The sequence below is a fragment of the Blastococcus aurantiacus genome (assembly GCF_900102425.1).
GTDB classification, from domain to species: domain Bacteria; phylum Actinomycetota; class Actinomycetes; order Mycobacteriales; family Geodermatophilaceae; genus Blastococcus; species Blastococcus aurantiacus.
Genome location: NZ_FNBT01000001.1, coordinates 102687 through 119023 on the forward strand (window position 1 = coordinate 102687; position 16337 = coordinate 119023).

The window sequence follows — 16337 nt, forward strand, 5'->3', positions numbered from 1 at the left end:
CCTCGGTGCGGGGTGCGGGGATGACCGCCACGGAAGCGCCACCGGCCCCGGGCTTCCTCCGCCGGCGCCGCGCGGCCGCCGTCCCGGCCGCGCTCGTCTCGCTGGCCCTGCTGGGCGTCAACGGGCTCGCGTACGTCATGACCGTCGTGGCGGCCCGCCTCCTCGCGCCGGAGGCCTTCGGTGAACTGGCCGCCCTGCTGGGGGTCATGTTCATCGGCGTGGTCCCGGCGATCGGGCTGCAGACCGCGGCGGCGCTGACCCTGGGCGCCAACCCCCGCGACCGCGCGGCCGTGGTGGCCCGGCTGCACACCGCCACCTGGGTCGGGGCCGGGGCCGTCGGCCTCCTCGGGCTCCTGGCCGTCGTCCCCCTGGTGTCGCTCCTCCACCTCTCCGGTCCCTCGACGGTGCTGTGGCTGATCGCCGTCCTGGTCCCGCACACCCTCGTCGGCGGCTACGACGGCCTGCTCCAGGGCACCCGGCGCTACCGCCGGCTGGCACTGGTGAACACCACCTTCGGCGTGCTCAAGTCCGGCGGCGGCATCGCCGGTCTGGTCATCGGCGGAACGCCCGAGGCCGCGCTCATCGGGATGGCGGCGGGCTGCGCGGGCAGCGCCGTCGTCGGCTGGTGGTTCTCCGGCCGTCCCGGCTTCGCCCGCGGCCTGCGGGTGCACGTCGTGGCGGCCACGAAGGCCTCCGGCGCCCTCCTCGGTCTGGTGCTCATGGTCAACCTCGACCTGCTGCTGGCCCGCCACCACCTGCCCGCCGATCTGGCCGGCGAGTACGCCGTCGCCTCGATCTTCGCCAAGGTCGCCTTCTGGCTCCCGCAGGGCGTCAGCGTCGTCCTGCTGCCCCGGCTGGCCAACGCCGGGGGACGACGGCGGCTGCTGCCGGTCGCCGCCGCCCTGGTCGCCCTGGTCGGCGCGGTGATCACCGCCGCCACGGCGGTGCTCGGCGCACGGGCCCTCCCCCTGGTGGGCGGCGCGGAGTACGGCGACGCGCTGGGCGGCGCGGTCTGGGTCTTCGCGATCCTCGGGACGCTGTTCGCCCTGGCCCAGCTGCTGCTCTACTCCGGCATCGCCGCCTCCGACCGCGTCGCCGCGGTCGCGGTGTGGTGCGCGGTGGCGGTGGAGGGCATCGGCGTGGAGGTGATGGCCTACCGGGACGGCCTGACCGTGCTGACGGTGGCCGGCATCGCGGTCGGCGCCAGCGTCCTGCTCGTCGGCACCGGTCTCATCCGGCTGTGGCGCGCGCACGGCTCGCCGCCCGTTCCGGCCCGGGGACCGATCACGGCCTGAGCCCGCGCACGTCTGCGACACCGCGCGGCCAGGCCAAGATCAGCAGAACGGGCGAACCAGGACTACTCCCCCGCCTGCGCGGGCAGGAGCTGCACGGTCGCCCGCCCCGATGTCCGGGCGGGCCGCTCAGCAGACGAGCCGAGACGAGAGGAGCGCCGTCCATGGCGTCCGTCATCCACTACACGATCGCGACCGAGGCCGAGAAGAGCCCCGACTTCCGTCGCGTGCTCTGGACCGGGGAGCACACCCAGCTCGTCATCATGACCATCCCGAAGGACGGCGAAATCGGCGAGGAGATCCACGAGGTGGACCAGATCCTCACCTTCGTCAGCGGCACCGGGAAGGCGATCATCGGCGGGTCGGAGAAGGCCGTCGCCCAGGGCGACCTCGTCGTGGTGCCCGCCGGGAAGAAGCACAACTTCCTCAACACCGGCGAGAACCCGCTGATCCTCTACACGGTCTACGGCCCGCCGGAGCACGCCGACGGCGCGGTGCACAAGACCAAGGAGGAGGCCGACCGGCTGGAGGAAGAGGGCAAGGACGAGCCCCCGACGTCCGACTGAGCCCGGGCCGACCCCGGCTCACCACCGGCTCCGGAAGGGCCGCCGTCGTTCCGACGGCGGCCCTTCGCGTGCCGGCGGGACACCGGGTGGCCGGCCGCACCGGCGGGAAGGGAGACTCGGGGGCATGACGACCACCTCCCCCGGCCACCTGCGCACGGGGGACGGCACCGGTCCCGAGCTCGCCGCGGCGCTCCGCCGGGCGGGGATCGCCGACGTCGACGACTCAGGGCTCGCCCGCGCGCTCTACTCCTCCGACGCCTCGCTCTACCGCATCCACCCCCGCGCCGTGGTGCGGCCCCGGGACGTCGACGAGGTGCTCGCCACGCTCGCCGTCTGCCGCGAGCTGGGCGTGCCGCTCACCGCCCGGGGCGCCGGAACGTCCATCGCGGGCAACGCCGTCGGACCGGGCGTGGTCCTCGACACCAGCCGTCACCTGAACCGGGTCCGTTCGATCGACCCGGAGGCGCGGACGGCGGTCGTCGACCCGGGCGTCGTGCAGGCCGCGCTGCAGACCGCAGCCCGCCCGAACGGCCTCCGCTTCGGCCCCGACCCGAGCACGCACAACCGCTGCACGATCGGCGGGATGATCGGCAACAACGCCTGCGGCTCGCGGGCCCTGGGCTACGGGCGGACATCGGACAACGTCGTCGGCCTGGACGTCGCCACCGGCGCCGGCACCCGGCTGGACCTCCGCCCCGGCACGACCCCCGACGCCGGTCCCCTGGCCGACCTGCACCAGCTGGTCGCCGGTTCCCTGGGCACGATCCGCACGGAGCTCGGCCGCTTCGGCCGCCAGGTCTCGGGCTACTCGCTCGAGCACCTGCTGCCCGAGCGCGGCTTCGACGTCGCCCGCGCGCTGGTGGGCAGCGAGGGGACGCTCGGGCTGGTCCTCGGCGCCACCGTGCGGCTCGTGACCGACGCGCCGTTCCGCGGTCTGGTCGTCCTGGGCTATCCCTCCATGGCCGACGCCGCCGATGCCACACCCGGACTGCTCCCCCACGAGCCGACCGCGGTCGAGGGCCTCGACGAGCGGATCGTGCAGCGACTGCGCGACGTGCCCGCCGCCGTCGTCCCCGACCTGCCCCGCGGCGCGGGGTGGCTGATCGTCGAGCTGACCGGCGACGACGTCGCCGAGGTCGAGAGCAAGGCGCGCGGCGTGCTCGCCGACGCCGGTGCCGTCGACTCGATGGTGGTCACCGACCCGGCGCACGCCGCGGCCATCTGGCGCATCCGCGAGGACGGCGCCGGGCTGGCCAACCGCACGTCCGACGGGCGGCCGGCGCACGCCGGGTGGGAGGACGCCGCCGTCCCGCCCGAGCGCCTGGGCGCCTACCTGCGGGAGTTCGAGGCGCTGCTCGACCAGCACGGCCTGCAGTGCGTCCCGTACGGGCACTTCGGGGACGGCTGCGTGCACGGTCGCATCGACTTCCCCTTCGGTAGCGGTGGCGAGCCGGACCGGGGGCGGTCGCGGTACCGGTCCTTCGTGGAGGACGCCGCGCGGCTGGTCGCCGGCTACGGCGGCTCGCTGTCCGGCGAGCACGGCGACGGGCGGGCCCGCAGCGAGCTGCTGCCCCTCATGTACTCCCCCACCGTGATCAGCCTCTTCGAGCAGGTCAAGGCGGTCTTCGACCCCGCGGACGTGCTCAACCCCGGCGTGCTCGTCCGGCCCTCGGCCCTGGACGCGGACATCCGCATGGCCACCGCCCCGGTCGTACGGGAGGGGCTCGCCCTGGCCTACCGGCACGACGGCGGCGACCTCTCGGCGGCCGTGCACCGCTGCACCGGCGTAGGCAAGTGCCGGGCGGACCTGCAGTCCTCCGGCGGGGTCATGTGCCCCTCGTGGCCGGCGACGCGGCAGGAGAAGGACAGCACGCGCGGCCGGGCACGGGTGCTGCAGGAGATGCTGGCCCCCGGCGGCCCGGTCACCGGCTGGCGCTCCCCCGAGGTGCACGACGCCCTCGACCTGTGCCTGTCCTGCAAGGGCTGCTCGTCGGACTGCCCGACCGGGGTGGACATGGCGTCCTACAAGGCCGAGGTGCTGCACCAGTCCTACCGCCGCCGGCTGCGTCCCCGCCCGCACTACACGCTGGGCTGGCTGCCGCGCTGGGCCGACCTGGCAGCGCGCGCTCCGCGGGTGGTCAACGCCCTCCTCGGTTCACGGGTGGGCGGCCGGCTGGCGAAGTGGGGCGCAGGCATGGACCAGCGTCGGGAGGTGCCCGCGTTCGCCGCCCGCACGTTCCGCCAGCAGTGGGCCGACCGCCCGGCGGCGACGCACGACGGCGCCCCGGTGGCGCTGTGGGTGGACTCCTTCACCGACCACTTCGACCCCGACGTCGCCCTGGCCACCGCCGAGGTGCTGGAGGCCGCGGGCTACCGCGTGCAGGTGCCCGGCTCGGACACGTGCTGCGGGCTGACCTGGATCACCACCGGCCAGCTGGACGCCGCCCGACGCATCCTCGGGCACACCATCGCCGAGCTCGCGCCCGTCGTGGACGCCGGCATCCCGGTCGTCGGCGTCGAGCCCTCGTGCACCGCCGTGCTGCGCAACGAGTCGCTCGAGGTGGTCGGGGGGCCGGACGCCGAACGGGTCGCCCGGGGAACCCGCACGCTGGCCGAGCTCCTGGCCGCGACGCCGGGCTGGGCGCCGCCGTCCCTGGCCGGCCTGCAGGTCGTGGCCCAGCCGCACTGCCACCACGCCTCGGTGCTCGGCTGGTCGGCCGACGCCGCGCTGCTGCGGCGGGCCGGGGCCGAGGTCACCCGCCTGGGCGGCTGCTGCGGTCTGGCGGGCAACTGGGGCGTCGAGAAGGGCCACCACGACGTGTCGGTCGCCATCGCCGGGCAGCAGCTCCTCCCGGCCGTCGAGGAGCTCCCCGACGACGCGGTCGTGCTCGCCGACGGGTTCTCCTGCCGCACCCAGCTGGACCAGCTGGCCGGCCGCCGTGGCCTGCACCTGGCCCAGCTGCTGGCGGGGCGCTCGCGCTGATCAGGCCGCGGTGTCGTCCCGGCGCGCCCGGGCGGCCTCGAGGACCACGGGGGTCAGCGCGGAGGCGATACGGGCGTAGCCGGCCGACGACGGGTGGAACCGGTCAGCGGCGAACAGCGCCGGGTCGGTACCGAAGGCCCGGTTGACGTCGGCCACCGGCACGACAGTGGCACCGGTCGCCGCGGCGACGGCCACCTGCCGCTGCCGCAGCTGGGCGCAGGCGGCCTGGACGAGCGGCCGGAAGGCCGGCGGCACGAAGGGCACGTGGGACATGTCCGGCGCCGGCACCAGGACGACGTCGGTGCCCGTGGCGCGCAGCACCCGCAGCGCCTCGTCGAGCGATGCGGCGGCCCGCTCCGGCGGGACGAGCCGGGTGAGGTCGTTGGCGCCGATCACGACCAGCGCGAGGTCGGCCGCCAGGTCCGCGGCCCCGCGCGCCTGACGCGGGAGGTCGGCGGACACGGCCCCCGGCACCGCCCGCAGGTGCAGGTCGACGTCATGGCCGTCGGCGGTGAGGGCGGCGGCCAGCCGGCGTCCCAGGGTGTCCTCGGGGCGCCGGGCGCCGGTGCCGTAGGCGATCGAGTCGCCGAGGACCAGGAGACGGAGAGCAGAACGGGCCACGGACAGCACAACGCCGTCCGTGGCCCGCCGATTTCGTGCGCCCCGCGCGTCGCGCGGGGATCCTGCTCAGGCCTTGGGGCCACCGGCGGCGTAGACGACCTGGCCGGAGATGAAGCCCGCACCCTCGCTCACGAAGAACGAGACCAGGTGCGCGATGTCCTCGGGCTGGCCGACGCGCTGCACCGGGATCTGCGACCCGGCGCCCTTGATGAAGTCGTCGAAGGGGATGCCCATGCGGTCGGCGGTCGCCTTGGTCATCTCGGTCTGGATGAACCCGGGGGCGATGGCGTTGGCGGTGACGCCGAACTTGCCGAGCTCGATCGCGAGGGTCTTGGTGAAGCCCTGCAGACCGGCCTTCGCGGTGGAGTAGTTGGCCTGGCCGCGGTTGCCGAGCGCCGAGGTGCTGGACAGGTTGACGATCCGGCCCCACTTCTGCTCGATCATGTGCTTCTGGGCGGCGCGCGACATGAGGAAGGCACCCCGGAGGTGCACGTTCATGACGATGTCCCAGTCGGAGTCCGACATCTTGAACAGCATGTTGTCGCGGAGCACGCCGGCGTTGTTCACCAGCACGACCGGCGCGCCGAGCTCGGACGCGATGCGGTCGACGGCCGCCTGGACCTGCTCGGCGTCGCTGACGTCGGCGCCCACTGCCAGGGCCCTGCCGCCGGCCGCCTCGATCGCGTCCACCGTGTTCTTGGCCGACGCCTCGTCGAGGTCCAGGACCGCGACGGCGAACCCGTCCTGCGCCAGCCGCTGGGCGGTGGCGGCACCGATGCCGCGCGCGCCGCCGGTGACGATGGCCACCCGGGTGCTGTTGACTGCCTCGCTCATTGATCTTCCTCTCGTCAGGTCTGCTGCTGCGTCGGTCCCCGACCGAGCGGGGACGACAAGCTGCCCGGCACCTTACGGCCAGGGCGTGAGTCCCCCGTCACACGGGGGAAGCGGGCGCCGTCAGGGCCAGATCGAGGCCACGATGATGGCGGCCACCGCGAGCTGCGAGGCGGCGCTCACCAGGCTGGCCGGGTGGAACCGCACCTGGACCAGCGCCGCTCCCAGGGAACCCGGGGTGACCAGGTTGAGCACCAGGAACGCAAGCGCCTGCAGGAGCACGCCCAGGACCCCGAAGACCACCGTGTACCAGAGCGCCTCGCCGAAGCCGTTCGTGGCGTTGGTCCAGATCGTGGTGAACGCGATCGCGCCCTGGCCGAGGAACCCGGCCGACAGCACGATGCCGGCGTTGACCGAGCCCTCCTCGTAGATGTGACGGCCGAGGTGGCCCGGGGTGAGCAGGTCGAGCGCCACGAAGCCGAGCGCGAGGAGCGCGATGCCCACGCCCGTGTACGCGGCGGCGTAGCCGATGCTGGCCAGCACGAGGGAACCTCCGGACGTCGGGGACGGGCCTGCCGTGTCTACCGCACCGGGTCCCCTGTCGCATGCACCAGGTCCGGTGACGGGCGGACGACGTCGACGCGCGCGAAGCCCTCCTCGACCGAGGGCGGCTCGAACCGGCCCAGGGCGGCGTGGACGCCGACCAGGGGCACGCGCCGCTCCGCCGGGCGGACGGCGTTGCGGGCCAGGCAGATCTCGAGCGGCGTGTCGACCCAGACCGCCCGCACCGGCACACCGGCCACGCGGGCGGCAGCCACCAACGGGGCGCGTTCGGCGGCCGACGGGTTCGTGTTGTCGACGACGACGCTGCGGCCGGCCGCGAGCAGCCCGGCGACGACGTGCCGTTGACGGGCCTCCCGGTGACGGGCACGCGGCCAGTGGTCCTTGCTGACGACGGCGTGGTTCCCGGCCAGCTCGGCGGCCACCCAGGTCGACTTCCCGGCGCCCTGCAGGCCGACCATGACGACCAACTCCTGCACCTCAGCCCACCGGCGTCCCGGCGTCCCCCGCCGGTGCCGGTGCCTGGCCGGCAGGCGCGGGTGCCTGACCGGCCACCCGTCGGGGATGGTGCAGGCGTCGCACGGAGGCGAGCGCCGACCGCCGGGCGTTCATGCGGCGCCGGGCGCGCGAGGTCCGGGGTGCGCGCGGTTCTTCCCGCAGCAGGGCGTCGAGCCAGTGCCCGCGCGGGTCGACGTCCACCAGCAGCGCCTTCACCGCCAGCGTGAGCGGGATGGCCAGCAGCGCGCCGAGGGCGCCGAGGACCCAGCCCCAGAACAGCAGCGCGATGAAGGTGACCGTCATCGACAGCCCGACGGAGTCACCGACGAACCGCGGCTGGATCAGCGTCTGGACGACGAAGTTGAGCAGCGTGTAGACGACCAGGATGGCGATCAGCTCGCCCCAGCCGCCGGCGAGCAGCCCCAGCAGCGCCGGCGGCACGACGCCGAGCACGAAGCCGATGTTGGGCACGTAGTTGGTGATGAAGGCCAGCAGGCCCCACAGCGGCGCGGCGGGGACCGCCAGGATGGCCAGCGCGATGGCGTCGCCGACCGCGACGATCGCCCCGAAGACGGTGCTGACCAGCAGGTAGCTGCGGGTGCCCTGCGCGAACAGGCTGAACGCGACCGGCAGGTGCGGTCGCTCCTTGCCCACGAGCGCGAGCCGCCGGCCGAAGCCGCTGGACTCGATGGTCATGAAGACCAGGGCCGAGAGCAGCAGGACCAGGGTGCTGGCGGCGGCGGTGAGCTGGCCGAGGAAGCCGGTCGCCAGGTCGACCAGCTGCGTGTAGTCGATCTGCTCCACGAGGTCGGAGAACTGACCGGACACCAGACCGGCGTCGTTGAGGTCGGCGACGACGCCGTCGATGAGCTCCTGGGCGCGGGGTGCGTAGTCCGGGAGCAGCGCGGCCAGCTGGGCGACGCTGACCACGAGCAGGGCGACGAAGCCGAGCAGGACGGCCCAGACGAGCACGAGCAGCACCGTGGTCGCGACCCAGCGCGGGGCGCCGTGGCGGCGCAGCCAGCTGGAGACCGGCCAGAGACCGACGACCACCACGAGCGCCAGGAGCAGCGGCGCGACCAGCCAGGCGACGGCGCGCACGCCGGCGACGGCGATCGTCGCGGCGGCCGCTCCGGCCAGCAGCAACAGCCACCGGGGCAGGCCCGAGGACGGCCCCTCGGGAGTCTCGACGGCGGCGGTCGAGCCGGACGTCGCTGTCGGGGTCGACGCCCCCGCCTGCCGGCCGGGGTCGGCCGCGGGTGGCTGCGTCTCCGGTGGCTGTGCCCCCGGTGCTTGCGTCGGGGTGGGCTGTGTCGGCGCCGGGTCGGTGGACTCTGCACCTACGGGAGACGGCGCGCCGGGACCGAGCCCGCGGGACGCCTCCCGCCCGCTGCCGTGCACCGCCGGTCGCACCACCGCAGCCCACCTCCCCCTCCCGCGCGCCTCGTACCCCCGGAGTGTCCACCCATGCCCCGCGCGCCCCCGGGCCCAGGCCTGCGCCGTGTCGGCGCGGAGCCGCAACTCGGTCCCGCGCCCGGCTCCGGCGTGCCAGGGTCGGCGCATGGACGCCGTCGAGCTGCGCGCTGCACGGCCCGCCGACGCCGAGGCGGTCGAGGAGTACCACCACCGATGCTTCCTCTCCACGTACGCCGCGCAGGTGGCGGCCGGAGAGTTCGGGCCACCCGAGCGCTCGGGCACGAGGCAGCAGCTCCACGACCGGTTCCTGCCCGGCTCCGACTGCGAGACGGTGGTCGCCGTCGCGGACGGCACGCCGATCGGGCACGTCACGGTCAGCGGCCATCGGCTGGTCCACCTCTTCGTCGAACCCGGCCATCAGGGCCGCGGCCTCGGCCGACGCCTGCTCGCCCGGGGCGAGGCGATGCTCACCGCACACGGCCATGCCGACCTCGAGCTGCACGCCAGGGTCGAGAACCTCGCGGCGATCGCCTTCTACGTGCGGCAGGGGTGGACGGTCACCGGCCGGCTCATCCGAACGGTGGAGCACGGCATCGCCTACGACGAGTGGGTCCTCGTCAAGCACTGCACCTAGAGCGTGCCTCCCTGGTCGAGCGGGGATGGTCGACGATGTCGGTTGCATGGGCCGTGCGCCGGAACCCGGTGATGCTCAGTGGGAGCGGATCGCACCGTTGATGCCGCAGGTCCCGCCGCGTTCCCGGCCGTTCCGCGATCACCGGCAGGTCGTGGACGGCATGGGCCGGCCGTCGGCGGTGGCCCACGATGAGGCATGCACTTCATCGAGATGCAGGCCACGGCACGCGCAGTGCGAGCGAAGTACGCGCAGGTGGAGAGCGAGCGGTACGGACGCCCGTGGACGGCCGAAGAGATCATGCTGGGCTTCCTCGGGGACGTCGGCGACCTCGCGAAGCTCGTGCAGGGCAAGGCCGGCGTGCGGCCACGCGACGACCTCGACAACGCCTTGGCCCATGAACTGGCGGACTGCCTATGGGCCGTCCTCACCCTCGCCGACACCTACGGCGTCGACCTGGAAGCCGCCTTCGCCGACACGATGCACGCCCTCACGCAACACCTCGACGACGTGCGACGCTCGCCCTAGCTCGCGACCTGTCCGCGCGCGTCAGCAGCGCGACCGGGAACTGTCATACCTCGAACCTACGTTCGATCCGTGGCCCGGACGATGCTCCACCGCTCCCTGGCGGAGGGTGCGCTGCTGGGCTGGCTGCTGCGGCAGGCACCGTCGGTGCGGCGAGTCCCGGTCGGGGTGATGACGCCGGAGGAGGCGGCCATCGAGCTGGCCCGGGTGCAGGCGCGCAAGGCGATGGAGGCCGCTCACGAGGCGGAGCTCGTCATGGCGGTGGCCGCCGGCCGTCCTGACACCGACGATCCGCCGCCCGGTCATCCCGGTGCGCGCCGGCGGGGTGCGGGGTCGCCGGTTCCCGGCACGTCGGAGTTCCTGCCCGACGAGCTGGCGCTGGTGCTGAACTGCTCCCGCGTCTACGCCGGCGGGGTGCTGGGTGATGCGTTCCAGCTGGTGGAGCGGATGCCGGCGGTGCTGGCCGAGTGCGCCGCGGGTCGGCTGGACTGGTTCCGGGCGCGGGTGTTCGCCGACGTGCTCGCCACGGCCTCCGACGACGTGGTGGCCGTCGTCGTGCCCGCGGTGCTGCCCGAGGCTGCCGGGCTGTCGTCGGGAAAGCTGCGCAACCGGCTGGTCGCTGCGGCCGTGGCAGCCGATGAGGAGTTCGCCGAGCGGCGCCGGATCGAGGCCGAGCGGCGCGCGGCGGTGCGCCTGCACCCGACCGGCGACGGGATGTCGGCGCTGACCAGTGAGTTGCCGTCGGCCGTGGCGGCGGCGATGTGGTCGACGATCGACCAGGCCGCCCAGCTGGCCGCCACCGCCGGTGATGACCGGCCGATCGGGGTGCTGCGCGCCGAGGCCCACCCCGCGCTGGTGCTGCGGCCGTGGGACACCTCTGGCCCGGCCGTGACCGGCCACCTCACCGTCACCGCCCCGCTGTCCGCACTACGGCGGCCGGGTCGTGCGGCAGCCGCGGCGCAGCCGTGGGCGGGCCAAGCGCCGGACGCGGCGGATCGCGTCCGGGCGGCGGCCGGTGCGGCGACGCCGAGCCTTGACGGCAGCCCGATCACCACCGAGCACCTGCGCGAACTGCTCGCCCAGCTCGGCGCACTCGGCGTGCAGGCGCCGCCCGGTGGCAGCCTGGCCGTGGCTCTCGCCGACGACGACGGCGCGCTGCTGGCCACCGCCACCGCCGCCGAGCTGGCCCGCCTCGCCGCCCGCGGCTGTCCGACCCACGGTCGCGACTCCGACTGCGGGTGCCCCGTCCTCGGGCCCCCCGCCGAGGCCGACGGCTACGCCCACTCCGCGACCCAGGAGCGGTTCCTCCGCCTGCGCGATCGCACCTGCCGGCACCCCGGCTGCGGTCAGCCCGCCGGCCGCACCGACGCCGACCACGTCGTCCCCTACGACTGCGGCGGACGCACCAGCTGCCAGAACCTCTGCTGCCTGTGCCGCAGCCACCACCGGCTCAAGACCTTCGCCCGCGGCTGGCGCTTCGCGATGACCACCGACGGCACCCTCACCGTCACCACCCCGTCCGGCATCACCCGCACCACCCGGCCACCAGGCTTCCGCGACCAGCGCGCGCTCCCACCACCACGACCAACACCGGTCGACGAGAGCCCGCCGCCGTTCTGATCCGCGCTCGGGGAAATCAGGTAGGTGCGCGGATCAGCGAGGGGCGTCGAGCAGCTCCGTCATGGCGGTCAGGCCGAAGAAGTCGGCGGTCATGCGCGCGGTCATCTCGCCCAGGTCGGGGTCGGCGCCGGCCGCGAGCAGATGGCGTACGGCGTCCGTTGCCTGCTTGAAGACGGCGGCAGCGAGCGCCGTCTGACCCTTGTCGTTGATCCGGGCGTGGTCCGCGCCCCGGGCCAGCAGTGCTGCCACCGTGTCCCCGTGGCCGTAGTACGCGGCGAGCACGAGCAGCGTGTCCCCGGCACTGTTGGTCAGGTCGACCGGGACGCCGGCATCCACGTAGGCAGCCAGCACCTCCGTCTCGCCCTGTCGGGCTAGGTCGAAGAGGTGACCCGCCTGGACGGTGCCGGTGGACGGGCCGCCGCTGCTGCTCATGGCGGGCAGCCTAGGAGGCACCGGCGCCGCAGCGGAAGGCTCGGACGGCTGCCCCCGTGACGCGTCGGTTCAGCGGGGCGCGTCGAGCAGTTCGGTCATCGCGGTGAGCTCGAAGAACTGCGCCGTCACCCGGGCGCTCTGCCCGCCGAGGTCGGGATCCGCCCCGGCGGCGAGCAGGTGCCGGACGGCGTCCTCGGCCTGCTTGAACACCGCCGCGGCCAGCGCCGTCTGCCCCTTGTCGTTGACCCGCGAGTGATCGGCCCCGCGCGCGAGCAGCGCCGCCACCGTGTCCGCATGGCCGTAGTAGGCCGCGAGTAGCAGGAGCGTGTCGCCCTTCTCGTTGGTGAGGTTCACCGGAGCCCGACGGTCGATGTAGGACACCAGCTCCTCGGTGTGGCCGAACCGCGCCAGGTCGAACATCCGGCGGGCCACCTCGAGCAGCTGGGGATCCATGGGTTCGCTGGTCACACCGCCCACCCTAGGAGCGCAGGACCAGCTTGCAGCCCACGTGCGACGCGACGAAGCCCAGGCGCTCGTAGAAGCGGAGCGCCTGGGGCCGGGCGCGGTCGGTGGCGAGCTGCACCAAGGCGCAGTCCCGTCGGTAAGCCCCCGTGATCGCCCAGCGGAACAGCGCCTCCCCGAGGGCCGCCCCCGACGGTCGGGACGGACGCGGACGCCCTCGATCTGCGCGCGCAGCGCTCCCCGACGCGACAGCCCCGGGAGGAAGGACAGCTGGAGCGTGCCGACCACCCGCTTGCCCTCCGCAGACCCCTCGCCCTCCGCGACGACGACCAGCAGGTGCGCTGGGTCGGCGTCGACGAGGTCGCAGGCGCGGCGGTACGGGGCGAGCTCGCCTTCCGGCGACTCGCGCCCGGCGCCGAGGGGATCGTCAGCCAGCAGCGCCACCAGCGCCGGCAGATCGGCGGCCACCGCCCGGCGCACCCGGACCCCCGAGGGCGCCGGGCAGCGGCCCCCGAACGACGTCGTCCACGTCGCGGAGTCTGCTGGCGCCGGCCGGATGGCGCAGCGCGGCAGGTCAGCCGGCGGCCGGCCGGATGCCGCGCTGGTCGGCGTTGGGCGCAGCCTTCGCGACGAGTCCGGGGAGGACGTCGTCGAGCTCCTCGACGGTCCACCGCGCGCCCTTGTCGACGCCAGGACCGGCCTGCCACCCCTCGGCGACGCTGATCATGCCGCCGCGGACGTTGAACACCCGGCCGGTGACCTCGCGCGCGGCCGGCCCCGCCAGCCAGACGACCAGCGGCGCGATGTTGTCCGGCGCGGACGGGTCGAAGGCGTTCGGGTCCGGCTTCTCGCGGTCGGGACGCAGGTTCTCGGTCATCCGGGTGAGGGCCGCGGGCGCGACCGCGTTGACCGTGACGCCGTAGCGGCCCAGCTCCATCGCGGTGATCACGGTCATCGCCGCGATCCCGGCCTTGGCCGCCCCGTAGTTGGACTGCCCCGCGTTGCCGTAGATGCCCGAGGACGACGTCGTGTTGATGACCCGGGCGTCCACCGGGCGCCCGGCCTTGTGCTCCTCGCGCCAGTACGCGGCGGCGTGGCGGAGCGGGGCGAACGTCCCCTTGAGGTGGACCTGGATGACCGCGTCCCACTCCTGCTCGGACATGTTGACCAGCATCCGGTCGCGCAGGATGCCGGCGTTGTTGACCAGCACGTCGAGCCGGCCGAAGCGGTCGATCGTCGAGCGCACGAGCCGCTCGGCGGCCGCGAAGTCCGAGACGTCGTCCCCGTTCGCGGCGGCCTGGCCGCCCATCGCCCGGATCTCGTCGACGACCTCGCCCGCCGGGCCGGTCGAGCCGCCGCTCCCGTCCACGTCGGCGCCGAGGTCGTTGACCACGACGGCGTACCCCTGCCGGGCGAACTCGAGGGCGTGCCCCCGGCCGATCCCCCGGGCCGCACCCGTCACGATGACCACGCGTTGCTCGTCGGACTGCATCAGGCAGCCTCCTTCTCGTCGGTGCCCCTAGAATCCTGTTCCAGGATTGCCGGAGTCAACCGGCTGGGCCGCCCCGAGGGCGACCGCTCGATCTCCGAGGGGATGCATGCCTGCCGACGCGCGCACCAGCAGCAGCGAGGTCGCCGCGGCCCCGACGACCGCACCCGAGGGGGTCGGCGCCGAGGAGGCGCCCGACGAACGCGCGGTCATGAAGGAGGCCTGGCTCACCCTTTCGGTGGTCAGCCTCGCCAGCATCTTCTCGGGCATGTCCGGCAGCGCGCTGAACGTCGCGCTCCCGACGGTCGTCCGGCACTTCGACGCCAGCGCGACGGCGGCCAGCTGGATGCTGCTGGCCTTCATGCTGGCCAACACCGGACTGATGATCTTCTTCGGCCGGCTGGCCGACATGTTCGGGCGCCGGCAGATGTACCTGGTGGGCCTGGCCACCTTCACCTTCGCCAGCTTCCTGTGCGGCCTCGCGCCCAACGCCTGGACGGTCGTGGGACTGCGGGTGCTCCAGGCCGCCGGTGCGGCGATGCTGCTCACCAACAGCGCGGCGCTGGTCACCGCCGCCTTCCCCCGCGCCCGGCTGGGCCAGGGCATGGGCATCTACCTGGCCTCGTTCTCGGTGGCCCAACTGCTGGGCCCGACCGTCGGCGGGGTGCTCGCCGAGCACGCCGGCTGGCGCTGGGTGTTCTGGTTCAACGTGCCGATCGGCCTGATCTGCCTGGCCTGGGGCGCCTGGGCCCTCCCCCGCGTCGCCCGGTCCGGCCAGCGCCAGGGCATCGACGTCCCGGGCAACCTGCTCGTCATCGTGGCGCTGGGCAGCGGCCTGGCGGCGCTGTCGCAGGCGACGACGCTGGGCTGGACCAGCTGGGTGGTCATCGGCGGGCTCGTCGTCTTCCTCCTCGGCATGCCGACGTTCGTGCTCTTCGAGCGCCGGGTGACCCACCCGCTGGTCGACATGACGCTCTTCCGCGACCGGCCGTTCGCCCTGGGCCTCGGCGCCTCGTTCCTCAACTCGACGTCGCAGGCCGGCGTGCTGCTGCTCTTCTCGCTGTACTTCCAGGCCGTGCAGGGCGTCGACCCGCTGGACGCCGGCCTGCGCGTCCTGCCCCTGGCGGTGGCGACGCTGATCTTCTCCTCGTCCTCGGGCCTGTTCCAGCGCTGGGTGTCCCCGCGCGCGCTGGCCGTGGTGGGCAACCTCTGCACCGGCGCCGGCCTCTCGGTGCTCGCCTCGTCGGTGATCACGGAGGCCGGCTACGTCGCCATCGCCGCGGGCCTGGTGCTCGCCGGCGCGGGGTCCGGGCTGTTCATGCCGTCCAACACGACGGCACTCATGGGCGCCATGCCGCACGACCGGCTGGGCATCGCCAACGCGATGCGGCTGATGCTGCAGCAGAGCGGGTTCGTGGTCGGGACGGCCGTCGTCCTGTCCGTGCTCACCGCCCCGCTGGCACCCGAGCTCCGGCAGTACGCGTTCGCCGGCACGCTGTCCGACGTCTCGGCCGACGGGCTCACCGACCTCCTGACCGGTTACCGGTGGACCCTGTTCACCATGCTCACGCTCAACGCGGCCACCGTGCTGACCTCGCTGGCCGCGCTGCGTGCGAGCAAGCGGGCCGACGGCGCGGTCATCCCTCCGGCAGGTCCGACAGCCGCCGGATGATCGCCAGGGCGCTCTCGGTGACCGCGACGGCCTGATCCTCGGTCTCGCAGCCGATGATCTGACGCCCCGCCTCCCCCATCGCCGCGGTGAGGATGGAGACCAGCAGGCGGTCGGCCGGCCCGGTGCCCACCGCGAGGAGCACCGCGTTCTGCCGCACCCAGTCGTTGCGTCGTCGGCTGCGCACGAGGAAGAACCCGGGCGGCCCGTCGCCGTCGAGGAACAGCCGGGCCAGTGCCCGGCGCTCCCACGTCGTCTCGAGGTAGGCCCGGGCCCCCACGAGGAACAGCTCCGCCGGCGAGGTGGTGCCGTCCCGCCGGGCCAGGGCGACCGCCGTGGCCGCCTGCTCCTCGTAGGCGGCCTGGTGGTCCTCCCACACGGCGAGGAACAGCTCGGACTTGCCCCCGTAGTGGTGGTACAGGCTGCCGACGCTGAGCCCGGCCCGCTCGACGACGTCGGCCACGCTGCACTCGGCGAAGCCGCGCTGGGCGAACACCTCACCGGCGGCCGCGATCAGGGTCCGGCGCGTGTCGGCCGTCCGGCTCCACTGCCACGCACTGCCCTGCGACTGCCCGCTCGCCCGCACCGGCCCACACCCCTCGACCCGACGATCCGCGACCGGCGGAAGACTACTGGCGCGTAGTGGCCTACGTCACCTCACCGATCCGGCACGACCGTGTGCACCGGGTCGCGACAGGTGTCGTGCAGCCCCTTGCAAAAGAACTTCGAAGCCTGAATGGT

At 74.2% G+C, this 16337-nt stretch carries 16 protein-coding genes and 1 pseudogene; 8 read left to right on the forward strand and 9 right to left on the reverse strand.

What is annotated here, in order from left to right:
• Positions 1-20 precede the first annotated feature (20 nt).
• From BLS70_RS00470 to BLS70_RS00480, 3 genes are all read left to right on the forward strand, one after another.
• A complete protein-coding gene (locus BLS70_RS00470; RefSeq protein WP_143030307.1) occupies positions 21-1295 on the forward strand; it encodes a lipopolysaccharide biosynthesis protein in 1275 nt (424 codons plus the stop codon).
• Between the two features lie 161 nt (positions 1296-1456).
• Complete coding sequence (locus BLS70_RS00475; RefSeq protein ID WP_091763584.1) at positions 1457-1858, forward strand: cupin domain-containing protein; 402 nt, start codon at positions 1457-1459, stop codon at positions 1856-1858.
• 124 nt (positions 1859-1982) lie between these two features.
• Positions 1983-4841 (forward strand): FAD-binding and (Fe-S)-binding domain-containing protein, encoded by a 2859-nt coding sequence (locus BLS70_RS00480; RefSeq protein ID WP_091763585.1) that lies wholly within the window; start codon positions 1983-1985, stop codon positions 4839-4841.
• Here BLS70_RS00480 and BLS70_RS00485 read toward each other — a convergent pair whose 3' ends face one another.
• From BLS70_RS00485 to BLS70_RS00505, 5 genes are all read right to left on the reverse strand, one after another.
• On the reverse strand, positions 4842-5462 hold the full coding sequence (locus BLS70_RS00485) for an SGNH/GDSL hydrolase family protein (RefSeq protein WP_091764061.1): 621 nt from the start codon (positions 5460-5462) through the stop codon (positions 4842-4844). It abuts the gene before it with no gap.
• A 66-nt stretch (positions 5463-5528) separates the two neighbouring features.
• Positions 5529-6296: a 3-oxoacyl-ACP reductase FabG gene (fabG, locus tag BLS70_RS00490; RefSeq protein ID WP_091763586.1), complete on the reverse strand. Its 768-nt coding sequence runs from the start codon at positions 6294-6296 to the stop codon at positions 5529-5531.
• Between the two features lie 120 nt (positions 6297-6416).
• Positions 6417-6836, reverse strand: coding sequence for a DUF350 domain-containing protein (locus BLS70_RS00495; protein WP_091763587.1), 420 nt, complete (start codon positions 6834-6836; stop codon positions 6417-6419).
• Between the two features lie 38 nt (positions 6837-6874).
• Positions 6875-7315, reverse strand: a complete 441-nt coding sequence (locus tag BLS70_RS00500) for an ATP-binding protein (protein ID WP_091764062.1) — start codon at positions 7313-7315, stop codon at positions 6875-6877.
• 19 nt (positions 7316-7334) lie between these two features.
• Positions 7335-8498, reverse strand: coding sequence for an AI-2E family transporter (locus tag BLS70_RS00505; RefSeq protein ID WP_255362133.1), 1164 nt, complete (start codon positions 8496-8498; stop codon positions 7335-7337).
• 415 nt (positions 8499-8913) lie between these two features.
• On the opposite strand from BLS70_RS00505, the gene BLS70_RS00510 reads away from it, so the two are divergent.
• The 4 genes and pseudogenes from BLS70_RS00510 to BLS70_RS00520 all read left to right on the forward strand — a co-directional run bounded on the left by BLS70_RS00510 (position 8914) and on the right by BLS70_RS00520 (position 11544).
• Complete coding sequence (locus BLS70_RS00510; protein WP_091763588.1) at positions 8914-9402, forward strand: GNAT family N-acetyltransferase; 489 nt, start codon at positions 8914-8916, stop codon at positions 9400-9402.
• Between the two features lie 46 nt (positions 9403-9448).
• A pseudogene (locus tag BLS70_RS21120) lies at positions 9449-9565 on the forward strand (transposase); the annotation flags it as partial.
• 32 nt (positions 9566-9597) lie between these two features.
• Positions 9598-9927 carry a MazG nucleotide pyrophosphohydrolase domain-containing protein gene (locus tag BLS70_RS00515; protein WP_218122212.1) on the forward strand — a complete coding sequence of 110 codons (330 nt, stop codon included), beginning with the start codon at positions 9598-9600 and terminating at the stop codon, positions 9925-9927.
• Between the two features lie 69 nt (positions 9928-9996).
• Positions 9997-11544 carry an HNH endonuclease signature motif containing protein gene (locus BLS70_RS00520; RefSeq protein WP_255362134.1) on the forward strand — a complete coding sequence of 516 codons (1548 nt, stop codon included), beginning with the start codon at positions 9997-9999 and terminating at the stop codon, positions 11542-11544.
• Positions 11545-11577: 33 nt separating this feature from the next.
• Here the strand turns inward: BLS70_RS00520 and BLS70_RS00525 are convergent, their stop codons facing one another.
• The 3 genes from BLS70_RS00525 to BLS70_RS00540 all read right to left on the reverse strand — a co-directional run bounded on the left by BLS70_RS00525 (position 11578) and on the right by BLS70_RS00540 (position 13930).
• Positions 11578-11976, reverse strand: a complete 399-nt coding sequence (locus BLS70_RS00525) for an ankyrin repeat domain-containing protein (RefSeq protein WP_091763590.1) — start codon at positions 11974-11976, stop codon at positions 11578-11580.
• 69 nt (positions 11977-12045) lie between these two features.
• On the reverse strand, positions 12046-12444 hold the full coding sequence (locus BLS70_RS00530) for an ankyrin repeat domain-containing protein (protein WP_255362135.1): 399 nt from the start codon (positions 12442-12444) through the stop codon (positions 12046-12048).
• Positions 12445-13012: 568 nt separating this feature from the next.
• Positions 13013-13930, reverse strand: a complete 918-nt coding sequence (locus BLS70_RS00540; RefSeq protein ID WP_091763591.1) for an SDR family oxidoreductase — start codon at positions 13928-13930, stop codon at positions 13013-13015.
• A gap of 106 nt (positions 13931-14036) precedes the next feature.
• Here BLS70_RS00540 and BLS70_RS00545 point away from each other — a divergent pair, with 106 nt between their 5' ends.
• A complete protein-coding gene (locus tag BLS70_RS00545; RefSeq protein ID WP_091763592.1) occupies positions 14037-15599 on the forward strand; it encodes a DHA2 family efflux MFS transporter permease subunit in 1563 nt (520 codons plus the stop codon).
• Here BLS70_RS00545 and BLS70_RS00550 read toward each other — a convergent pair.
• Positions 15565-16182 carry a TetR/AcrR family transcriptional regulator gene (locus BLS70_RS00550; RefSeq protein WP_091764066.1) on the reverse strand — a complete coding sequence of 206 codons (618 nt, stop codon included), beginning with the start codon at positions 16180-16182 and terminating at the stop codon, positions 15565-15567. The genes BLS70_RS00545 and BLS70_RS00550 overlap by 35 nt on opposite strands.
• Positions 16183-16337: the final 155 nt, after the last annotated feature.

Bases quoted from the DNA above. Each gene is read 5' to 3' on its own strand.
- BLS70_RS00470 (WP_143030307.1), top strand. From the start codon at position 21: ATGACCGCCACGGAAGCGCCACCGGCCCCGGGCTTCCTCCGCCGGCGC.
- BLS70_RS00475 (WP_091763584.1), top strand. From the start codon at position 1,457: ATGGCGTCCGTCATCCACTACACGATCGCGACCGAGGCCGAGAAGAGC.
- BLS70_RS00480 (WP_091763585.1), top strand. From the start codon at position 1,983: ATGACGACCACCTCCCCCGGCCACCTGCGCACGGGGGACGGCACCGGT.
- fabG (WP_091763586.1), bottom strand. From the start codon at position 6,296: ATGAGCGAGGCAGTCAACAGCACCCGGGTGGCCATCGTCACCGGCGGC.
- BLS70_RS00500 (WP_091764062.1), bottom strand. From the start codon at position 7,315: ATGGTCGGCCTGCAGGGCGCCGGGAAGTCGACCTGGGTGGCCGCCGAG.
- BLS70_RS00510 (WP_091763588.1), top strand. From the start codon at position 8,914: ATGGACGCCGTCGAGCTGCGCGCTGCACGGCCCGCCGACGCCGAGGCG.
- BLS70_RS00515 (WP_218122212.1), top strand. From the start codon at position 9,598: ATGCACTTCATCGAGATGCAGGCCACGGCACGCGCAGTGCGAGCGAAG.
- BLS70_RS00525 (WP_091763590.1), bottom strand. From the start codon at position 11,976: ATGAGCAGCAGCGGCGGCCCGTCCACCGGCACCGTCCAGGCGGGTCAC.
- BLS70_RS00540 (WP_091763591.1), bottom strand. From the start codon at position 13,930: ATGCAGTCCGACGAGCAACGCGTGGTCATCGTGACGGGTGCGGCCCGG.
- BLS70_RS00545 (WP_091763592.1), top strand. From the start codon at position 14,037: ATGCCTGCCGACGCGCGCACCAGCAGCAGCGAGGTCGCCGCGGCCCCG.